At 71.7% G+C, this 7,283-nt stretch carries 7 protein-coding genes; all 7 read left to right on the forward strand.

Annotated features, from left to right (window positions below):
* The first annotated feature begins 165 nt into the window (after positions 1 to 165).
* The 7 genes from ACFXAZ_RS38900 (at position 166) to deoC (ending at position 7,179) form a co-directional block, all read left to right on the forward strand.
* A complete protein-coding gene (locus ACFXAZ_RS38900; RefSeq protein WP_384601641.1) occupies positions 166 to 804 on the forward strand; it encodes a hypothetical protein in 639 nt (212 codons plus the stop codon).
* Positions 805 to 1,038: 234 nt separating this feature from the next.
* On the forward strand, positions 1,039 to 1,914 hold the full coding sequence (locus ACFXAZ_RS38905) for a ribokinase (RefSeq protein WP_384601644.1): 876 nt from the start codon (positions 1,039 to 1,041) through the stop codon (positions 1,912 to 1,914).
* Complete coding sequence (locus ACFXAZ_RS38910; RefSeq protein ID WP_384601647.1) at positions 1,911 to 2,948, forward strand: ABC transporter permease; 1,038 nt, start codon at positions 1,911 to 1,913, stop codon at positions 2,946 to 2,948. The genes ACFXAZ_RS38905 and ACFXAZ_RS38910 overlap by 4 nt, the downstream gene beginning before the upstream one ends.
* Positions 2,949 to 3,198: 250 nt before the next feature.
* Positions 3,199 to 4,236, forward strand: a complete 1,038-nt coding sequence (locus ACFXAZ_RS38915) for a substrate-binding domain-containing protein (RefSeq protein WP_384601650.1) — start codon at positions 3,199 to 3,201, stop codon at positions 4,234 to 4,236.
* A complete protein-coding gene (locus ACFXAZ_RS38920) occupies positions 4,236 to 5,780 on the forward strand; it encodes a sugar ABC transporter ATP-binding protein (RefSeq protein WP_384601653.1) in 1,545 nt (514 codons plus the stop codon). Before ACFXAZ_RS38915 ends, ACFXAZ_RS38920 begins: the two co-directional genes overlap by 1 nt.
* A 130-nt stretch (positions 5,781 to 5,910) precedes the next feature.
* Positions 5,911 to 6,366 (forward strand): D-ribose pyranase, encoded by a 456-nt coding sequence (rbsD, locus tag ACFXAZ_RS38925; protein ID WP_384601656.1) that lies wholly within the window; start codon positions 5,911 to 5,913, stop codon positions 6,364 to 6,366.
* Between the two features lie 99 nt (positions 6,367 to 6,465).
* Complete coding sequence (gene deoC / locus ACFXAZ_RS38930; protein ID WP_382692523.1) at positions 6,466 to 7,179, forward strand: deoxyribose-phosphate aldolase; 714 nt, start codon at positions 6,466 to 6,468, stop codon at positions 7,177 to 7,179.
* Positions 7,180 to 7,283: the final 104 nt, after the last annotated feature.

A 7,283-nucleotide genomic window follows, 5' to 3' on the forward strand; every position in this document is an offset into this window, starting at 1 on the left:
CCCATGCCGCCACGGCCGGTGCGCCCCACCGGCCGTGGCGGCCCCCTATCCGACCCCGGCGTCCGACCCCCGGCGTCCGACGGGCGTACCCCACGCCCCCCGAAGCGCCCTTCCCCGCAAGGCGACTGACAGTCCGTCAATCTCCGTTAACGGCAAGGAGGTCCCGTGTCAGGCGACATACCCCCCGCCCAGCCCCCACCCGCCGACCAGCCCTGTCCCCCCGTCCGCCCCGTCCCCTTCTGGCGCTGGCGCCGCAACCCCCTGCGCCGCCGTACCGACCGGCTCGAAGCCCGGATCGCGCTCGCGCTGGCGCTGCTCGTGCCGCTGCTCGCGGGCGCGGCCCTGTTCCTCGCGGGCGACACCGCCCAGCGGCACTACCGCGCGACCGCCGAGCGCGAGGAACACACCCGGCGCCACATCACCGCCGTGCTCGTCCATGACACCCCGGGCCATCCCGAGCCCGGTTCCGACGAGGCCCGGCACAGCCGCTACCCGGCCGAGGTCCGCTTCACCGCCCCGTCCGGCGGGGTCCGCACCGGCACCACCGACGTCCTGCCCGGACTCCCGGCGGACAGCCCCGTCCGGGTCTGGGTCACCACGGACGGCACGCTCACCGAGCCGCCGATGACCGCCGACGAGATCCGCAGCCGTACCGCCGGCTGGGCACTGCTGGCGTTCCTCGCGGTCGCCCTGGCCGGTTACGCCGTCCATGTGGTCGTCGCTCGCGCGCTGCGGCGGCGCAATCTCGCCGCGTGGGACGCCCGTTGGGCGGAGACGGCCCCGCGCTGGACCCCGTACCGCTGACACCGACCCGTTGCCGGGCCAGCGCGACCCACCGGACCCCGTTGTCGGACCTGCCTGGACCTAGCCGGTTCCGTCTGGACCTGTCCGGAATAGACACCGAAAATTCCCCTCACCGCAAACCGTTGACTATGGACATCCCTATACCTACGCTCTCGCATGTCCATGGTTGTCCATACACAAAGCGGTGTGCCGATGAAGATCGCGGTTGTCGGAAGTTACGGAGCCGGCCTCACCATGAGGCTCCCCAAGGCTCCCGTCGCGGGGGAAACCGTCTCGGGTGGCGTGTTCGACCCGGGCCCCGGCGGCAAGGGCAGCAATCAGGCCATCGGCGCCGCCCGGCTGGGCGCCGAGGTCGCGCTGCTGACCGCCGTCGGCGACGACGACTTCGGCCGCGCGGCGCGCGAGCTGTGGCGGCGCGAAGGCGTCGACGCCGGGCAGGTGGTGACGGCCCAGGCCCCGACCATGGTCGGCTTCATCCTGGTGGAACCCTCCGGGGAGAACCGCATCGCCATCGCGCCCGGCGCCCTGGACGAACTGGACGCCGCCGCCGTCGAAGGCTTCCGCGCCGAGATCGCCGCCGCCGACATCCTCGTCGTGTCGATGGAGATCCCCGAGGCGGCCGTGGTCGCCGCGCTGCGCATCGGCCGCGAGACCGGCACCCGCACCGTGCTCAACCCGGCCCCCGCCCGGCCGCTCCCCGACGACTGCTGGCCGCTGATCGATGTGATCATGCCCAACCAGACCGAGGCCCCCGTCCTCCTCGGCCTCGCCGACGGCCATGGACTCGGCGACGAGGACCTGGTCCGCGCCCTGCGCGAGCGCACCTCGGGCGCCGCGATCCTCACCCGGGGCGGCGCCGGCGCCCTGATCGCCGAGGCGTCAGGCGTCACCCACGTACCCCCGCACCCGGCCGGGACGGTGGTCGACACCACCGGCGCCGGGGACTCCTTCACCGCCGCACTCGCCGTCGCCCTCGCCGAAGGAAGGCCCCTCGACCGGGCCGCCGCCTTCGCCGCAGCCGCCGGCGCCCACACCGTGACGATCGCGGGCGTCGTCCCCGCCCTGCCCACCAGAGACCAGCTGAACGCCCGGATTGGAAACGCCTCGTGACCTCGACGACCTCGAAGCCCCCCACCACCGCGGCGCCACCCGCCGCCGAGTCCGCCCGGCGGATACCCGACGCCCTGCGCCGGCTGCTGCACGCCCGGGAGGCCGGTGTCTTCGCCGCGCTCGTCCTGCTGTTCCTGCTGGGCACCGGGCTCTCACCGACCTTCGCCTCGTCCGACAACCTGCTGTCGGTGGGTCAGCAGATCGCCCAGATCGGCATCATGGCCGTCGGCGTGACCTTCGTGATCCTCAACGGCGAGATCGACCTCTCCGTAGGCTCCACGTACGCGCTGTCCGCCATCTCCACCGGCATGCTCATCTCGGACGGCTGGAGCTGGACGGCCGCGATGCTCGTCGGCCTCGCCGTCGGGGCTTTCGCCGGACTGCTCAACGGGCTGGCCGTGGTGCTGCTCGGCGTTCCGTCGTTCATCGTCACACTGGGCACGCTCAGCGTCTTCCGCGGTGTCGCCCTGCTCATCTCCGACGGCGCCCCGATCTCCCTCAGCTCCTCGCAGCCCGGCGTCGCCGAGTTCAACCTCCTCGGTCAGGGGCGGTTGTTCGGAGTGATCCCGATGCAGTTCCTGTTCTTCGCCGCCGTCGCCCTCATCGGCGTGGCCCTGCTGGCCCGCTCCCGCTTCGGCTTCAACACGTACGCCGTCGGCGGCAACCAGGAGGCCGCCCGGCTGGTCGGCATCAACGTCAAGCGGGTCAAGCTCACCGCGTTCGTCCTCTCCGGGTTCACCGCCGGACTCGCGGGCGTGCTCGGCCTGTCCTTCCTGTCCTATGTGCAGGGCGTGACCGGCCAGGGCCTGGAACTCACCGTCATCTCCGCCGTCATCATCGGCGGCGCCGCCCTCTTCGGCGGATCCGGCACCATGTGGGGCACCGTCATCGGCGTCGCCTTCATCGGCCTGCTCCAGAACATCCTCAACATCAAGGGCATCTCGTCCTTCTGGCAGACCGTCGTCACCGGCCTGGTCATCGTCGCCGCGGTCGCCGCCGATACGTGGCAACGCAGGCGCAAGGCGCGCGCGTAGCCAGGGTCCGTGCCCAACCAGGGCCCCCGCCTGGCCAAAACCTCCGCCTAACCAAGACCCCACTTGGCCAAGACCCCCGCCTAACCAAGACCCCACTCGGCCAAGGCTCCCCGCCTAGCCACGGCCCGCATGGTCCAGGTCTTCGCCGCCCCGGTCTTCCCCCCCGCCCCTCACACACGCATTGCCACACCCCTCACCCTCGCTCGCTTCCCCCTCTCGCCCAGCCCACGGACACGACAAGGGAGTCACCATGTCCCCGCGCACCCGCACCCTGCTCAGATCCCTCGCCCCCGCCACGGCCGCCGTAGCGGCGCTCGCCCTCACCGGCTGTGGCGCCGTCACCTCCGCCGACTCCGGGAGCGGCTCCGACGACGGCTCCTTCAAGCTCGCCTCCTACATCCAGCAGCGCGTCGACGACGACAAGCCGATGCGGATCAAGCTGAGCTACCACGACCCGTCCCTCGCCTTCGCCACCCCGATCGGCGCGGGCATGGACAAGGCCGGCAAGGAGTTGGGCGCCGACGTCCAGCTGATAGGCCCCACCGGCGGTGACGCCGCCAAGCAGGTCTCCGAGATCCAGACCCTGATCCAGCAGAAGGCCGTGGACGGACTCGCCGTCTCCTCCGCCTCCAGCGACGCCCTCAAGCCCGTGATCAGCCAGGCCTACAAGGCCGGCATCCCGATCATCTCCTTCAACACCGACAACCCCGACTCCGAGCAGATGGGCTTCGTCGGCCAGGACCTCAAGGGCTCCGGCAAGGCCCAGGCCGAGCAACTGCGCAAGGACCTGGGCGACCAGGACGTCAACGGCAAGTCGGTCGTGGTGTTCTCCGTCGACACCGGCGCCGGCTGGTCGCACGACCGGTTCAGCGGCTTCGAGGAGGGCCTTGAGGGCAGCGGCCTGAAGATCGTGGGCCCGGTGAACGTCGGCAACGAGCCCAACGCGGCCTACAACACCGTCGAGTCGACCATGTCCGGCAAGACCGGGGTCGTCGCCGTCGCCGGGCTCGACTGCTGCTCCACCACGGCCGCCGCCAAGTGGGTCGCCGGGTCCGGCAAGGCCGACGCCATCACCATGGGCGGCTTCGACCTGCTCACCCAGACCGCCGAGTACATCGACAAGGGCGTCCTGAACTTCACCATCAGCCAGAACCCCACCGAGCAGGGCTACCAGGCGGTGAAGGTGCTCAACGACTTCCTCACCAAGGGCACGAAGATCACCGGCGTGGACACCGGCGCCCAGTTCATCACCGCCGACAACCTCGACTCCGCCGCCGTGGAGGACTGATGACCACCGCCGCTCACCCCGCAGGGGCACCGCCCACCGCCGGATGCGCCGTCAGCGTCCGGGGCCTGTCCCGCAGCTTCGGCCCGGTACGCGCCCTGCGCGAGGTCTCCTTCGACGTCCCCGCGGGCGAGATCACCGCCCTGCTCGGGGAGAACGGCGCCGGGAAGTCGACCCTGCTGAAGATCCTGGCCGGCCTCCAGCCGCCCAGCGACGGCACGGTCACCGTCTTCGGCGAGCAGGTCACCGCGTACGACCCGGCCACCGTGCTCAGCCGGCACGGCGTCGCGATCGTCCCGCAGGAACTGTCGCTGCTGCCCGACCGCACGGTCGCCGAGAACGTGCTGAGCGGCGTCGAGCCCGGCCACCGCTGGTTCCCCTCCCGCCGCCGGATGCTGGAGCGCACCGGGGAACTCCTCGCCGAACTCGACCTCGACCTGGACCCGAACGCCTCGGTCCGCACCCTGGACCTGGCCACCCAGCAGCTCATCGTGGTGGCCCGGTCCATCGCCCGGGGCTGCCGGGTGCTGATCCTGGACGAGCCGACCGCGATGCTCACCCCCGCCGAGGCCGACCGCCTGTTCACCCTCATGGACCGGCTCAAGTCGGCGGGTACGACCATGCTCTACGTCTCCCACCGGATGCCCGAGGTGTTCCGCCTCGCCGACCACATCCAGGTGCTGCGCGACGGCGGCCATGTCGCCTCCTGGCGCCGCGAGGAGACCACCCCCGACCAGGCGGTGGCCGCCATGGTCGGCCGCGAGCTGGGCCAGTTCACCCGGCGCGCCGGGCAGCCCGCCCACCCGGCGCTCGAACCGGCCCTGAAGGTACGGGAGCTGAGCGGACGCCGGCACCACAAGGTCTCCTTCGAGCTGCGTCCCGGCGAGATCCTGGGCGTGGCCGGGCTGCCCGACTCCGGACGGGTGGAGCTGCTGCACAACCTGTTCGGCGGCGACCGCGGCACCGGCGGCACCGTCGAACTCCTCGGCAAGCCCTACGACAGACGCGACCCCATCGCCAGCGTCGAACGCAAGCTCGCGTTCGTGCCCGGCGAACGGCGCGCCCAGGGCCTGCTGACCACCATGAGCGTCGGCGAGAACGTCGGCGCCCTGACCACCAGGGCGTTCAGCAGCCTCGGCATGATCCGCCGCCGCGCCTTCGACGCCCGCGCCGCCGAACAGGCGAAACGGCTCCGGGTCAAGACGGCCACCATGGGCCAGCCCATCACCAGCCTGTCCGGCGGCAACCAGCAAAAGGCCGTCCTCGGTCGCTGGCTGGCCATCAACCCCGGTGTCCTCATCCTCGACGAGCCGACCCGAGGCGTGGACATCGGCGCCAAGGCCGAGATCTACGCCCAGCTGTTCGCCCTCGCCGAGGAGGGGCTGGCGATCCTCTGCTCCTCCTCCGACCTGCCCGAACTGCTCACCCTCACCGACCGGATCGCGGTGATGAGCGAGGGCCGGCTGGTGGACGTCGTGGCGACCGACGAGGCCACCGAGGAATCCATCATGACCCTCGCCACGGGGGCGACGCCCGCCGCGGCGTGACCCTGAAGCCCCCGAAGACCCCGGCCCTTTGGCCCCCAGCTACTCAGCCCCCAGACCCCCAGCCCCCAGACCCCCAGCCCCCAGAGGCTCAGCCCTCCGTCTTCAGCCCTCTGGAGAAAGGCGACCCGCCATGAAACGCTCCGGCATCCTCAACGCCGAACTGAGCGGTGCCCTGGCCACCCTCGGCCACACCGATCTGCTGCTCGTCGTGGACGCGGGCTTCCCCGTGCCCCGCGACGCACACCGCATCGACCTCGCCCTCGCCGAGAACCTGCCCGACCTGCGTACGGTCCTCGGACTCATCGCGGACGAGCTGGTCGTCGAGGGCGTGGTACGTGCCGAGGACGTCCCCTCCCACAACCCCCGCCTCGACAAGTGGCTGCGCTACCGGTTCTCCGGCGCCGAGTTCAGCACCCGCACGCACGCCCAGGTGCTGGGCGAACTGGCCCGCGAGGCCAAGGTCATTGTCCGCACCGGGGCCTTCGAGCCCTGGGGCAACATCGGCCTGTACTGCGGCGTCGACGCCCCGCGCTGGTTCGGCGGCGAGGGTGTCGTCGTACCGGAGCAGTACGCCACCAAGGTCTGAGCCGGCCCGCGCCCCCACTTCCCGCACGTCCCCCACTTCCCCCCACTCCCTCCAACCCATTGCTCCCCCCACTCACATCGCGAAAGAGGAGATCACTCCGTGTCCGAAACCACCGCCACCGCGGTTGCCCTCGACCTCACGCCGGCCCAGCTGGCGCCCTACGTCCAGCACACCAAGATCGACCCGGACGCCACCCGCGACGCCATGGTGGCCCATGCCCAGGAGGCGATCACCCACGGGTTCAACGCCGCCATGGTGCCCGCCTCCTGGATCACCGTCGTGGCCGCCGAACTGCGCGGCACCGGGGTGGAGCTGGCCTCCGCCCTGGACTTCCCGACCGTCGGCGTGATGACCAGCGCCGGCAAGGCCGCCGAGGCCGCCGAGATCGCCCGGCTCGGCGCGGACCAGCTGGACATCGGCGTCCAGCTCGGCTGGCTCAAGAGCGGGCGCTACGACGACTTCCGCGAGGACATCGCGGGTGTGGTCCGCGCCTTCGGCGGGCCGGTCAAGGTGATGCTGGAACTGCCGCTGCTGACCGACGCCGAGAAGGAGGCGGCCGTCGAACTCGCGATGGAGGCCGGCGTCGCCTTCCTGAAGAACGCCAGCAGCGGGCAGATCGAGACTGCGAATCCGACCAGCGTTCGATACCTTGTCGACCGGGCCCGCGACGGGGTCAAGGTGAAGGCGTCGGGAGCCATCAAGACCTACCCGCAGGCCCTGGAGCTGCTGCGCGCGGGTGCCTCGCTGCTCGGCACCAGCGCCGGTCTGGCGATCATCACCGACACCGGTGACGCGTCGACCGTCAGCTACTGACCGGCGGCCACCGACCGGCGGTCACCTGACCGGCCGCCGCGGGCGGCCCCCCCCGACCTCCCACGCCCGGGGGGCGCGGCGCCCCCCCCCCCCCGCCCCCGGCC

Source organism: Streptomyces sp. NPDC059477, from assembly GCF_042749375.1.
Lineage (GTDB): Bacteria > Actinomycetota > Actinomycetes > Streptomycetales > Streptomycetaceae > Streptomyces.